The organism is Rhizobium sp. NFR03 (assembly GCF_900111275.1).
GTDB lineage: Bacteria > Pseudomonadota > Alphaproteobacteria > Rhizobiales > Rhizobiaceae > Ferranicluibacter.
This window is the reverse complement of sequence record NZ_FOGR01000029.1, coordinates 1-2,197: the sequence shown is the minus strand read 5'-3', so window position 1 is coordinate 2,197 and position 2,197 is coordinate 1. Positions and strand designations below refer to the sequence as shown.

Annotated in this window: 3 protein-coding genes; all 3 read right to left on the bottom strand. The window is 57.4% G+C overall.

Features of this window, described 5'->3' with window-relative positions:
• Positions 1-290: DUF1348 family protein (locus BSG19_RS25575; RefSeq protein ID WP_139274841.1), on the bottom strand; the 290-nt coding region annotated here is incomplete at its 3' end.
• Positions 287-910, bottom strand: coding sequence for a pyridoxamine 5'-phosphate oxidase family protein (locus BSG19_RS25570; protein ID WP_092990800.1), 624 nt, complete (start codon positions 908-910; stop codon positions 287-289). The genes BSG19_RS25570 and BSG19_RS25575, both read right to left, overlap by 4 nt.
• 88 nt (positions 911-998) lie before the next feature.
• Entirely contained in the window at positions 999-1,985 is a 987-nt protein-coding gene (locus BSG19_RS25565; protein WP_062594286.1) for an MBL fold metallo-hydrolase, read from the bottom strand.
• Positions 1,986-2,197: the final 212 nt, after the last annotated feature.

Here is a 2,197-nt window from a genome sequence, read left to right as displayed (position 1 = left end):
TCATGCCACTCATATGCAAACCTGACGGCAATCCTGTCGCCGTCGAACGCCCACAATTCTTTGATGAGACGGTAGTCGAGCTCCCGCCGCCACTTTCCTGCAAGAAAAGCAACGATTGCCTCCCGGCCATTGACGAACTCGGCGCGGTTACGCCACTGACTATCATCTGTGTAAGCCAACGCGACCTTGCCCGGGTCCCGGCTATTCCAGCCATCTTCGGCAAGCCGCACCTTTTCGGCAGCAGTCTCTGATGTAAATGGGGGCAGAGGCGGTCTTTGAGCGTCAGTCATTTGGAACTTCCTTCTGATTTTGCCCGAAGCGCAGCATTTTCAGCTTCCAGCTGTTGCAGCTTTTGACGAAGCGGTGCGACTGCTTGCTCAACCTGCTGTTCGGTGTAGCGGGGAATAATGTGCTGTGGACAGTTCCAGTCGTATGCTTCGAGCCGGAGCTTAAATATCCGCTCTGCCCGCCCCCTGTACGTCGCGTCTGACACGAGATCAGTGAGTGATTGGTCGGCATCGAGCGTCAGCCGCTCGACATGGGCATAAATCTTGAGCCGGGTCCGTTGGACATAGTCCATTAGGAACAGACAGGCGCGGTCGTTGGCTGCGAAATTCCCTGCGCTGATGTACTGGCGGTTTCCGCGATAGTCGGCAAATGCCATCGTTTGCGGATCAACAACCTTGAGGAAACCGGTTCTCCCACCACGATGTTGAACGTACGGCCAACCTGTTTCCGACACAGACGCGATATAGAAGCTGTCGCGCGTTGCGATGAAAGCGATCTCGTTCTCCGTCAAAGTATCCGATGGACGATCGTGCTCGCCCAGCCATATCTGGTCCACCCCCATATCCGCCTGCGCGACTCGGACGCTTGGTGTCACGGCGACTTCCAGAAAGTGGTACGGCATCCCTCGCCTCCAAACTTGCGCATGCCCGCATCTGTGAACAATGCGGGCCCTGATCTATCTTCAGACGACCAATCGTTCGGCTAAAGGATCAGTCTTGCAAGGCCCAGTCGGCGACTTCCCAGCGCATCTGACCACGATCGGAGACCACGCGCCCAAGACCGGGGAACGGCATATGGGTCGCAGCAATCAGCGCACCTTCCGAGGCAGCTAGTGGGAAGAAGCGATCGCGCATGGCTTTCGCGGCAGCCTGATCCTGTTCAAACAAGAAGAAGACGTCTGTTGCAGCGGGATGGACGACCGGGAAAATCATGTCGGAAACCATGATCAGGCTCTTGCCGCCATCCTCGATGCGGACGCCAATATGGCCAGGCGTATGGCCGGTCAGGTCGACAATCGAGACGCCTGGAACGATCTCGCGTTCTCCGTCGATCGCTTGCAGATTCGGATAGAGGCGCACCACCTCTTCAGCCATCTTGAAGCTGGGCTGCAGGAAATCAGGCGCCCCATTGCGCTTAGCCCGGTCGGTCCAGTGCTTGACGTCACGGCGGTCTATATAGACCTCGGCATCGGGGTAATTCTTCTTACCGCCGAGTACCAAACCGCCCATGTGGTCCTGGTGCATATGGGTCACGATCACAGCATCAATCTGGCTTGGCTTCAGACCGAGCGTGGCCAGCGCCCGCGGGAGATGCCCGGTTTCCCCGATGGAACCTGCAGCGCCGGCATCGATGAGGATGCGTTGCTTACCGTCCTCTACGAGGTATTGATTGAACAGGAAACGTACCCCGCCGGGTCTGCCCGTAAACTGGGAGTTCGCGACCTTTTCCACTTCGGAGGCTGAGCGTCCGGGGAAGTAGTTGTACGGCATATCAGCATACCCATCCGTCAGTGCCGTTATCGTAAAGTGTCCGACATGAACCTGGGCGAACGGCGTTGTTGCGACCGGCTTTCGGGCAGCCTTGGGTGTTGCAGCCTGAGCAGTTAAGTCGCCGAGCAGACTTCCGCCGAGTACGGTTCCTCCGACGAGTCCAAAAGGCAGTGCGCTCGCGAAAGCGCGGCGTGAAAGCTGAGGCATGCCATTCTCCTCTGATTCGGTCGCTGATACTTGTGATGTCTGTGAGCGTTTCGGCGTAAGAAAGTTGCGCATCGTGTTCCCCTAGTCGGTGATTGATGTTGGACAGCGGCCTACGCTCAGCATCAGCTTTGCCGGTTCGGCTCAGCTGCTGTTTTAATAAGCGCTACGACTTCTTCAGGGTGGGACAGCATTACCGCGTGGCTGCTGCTGAC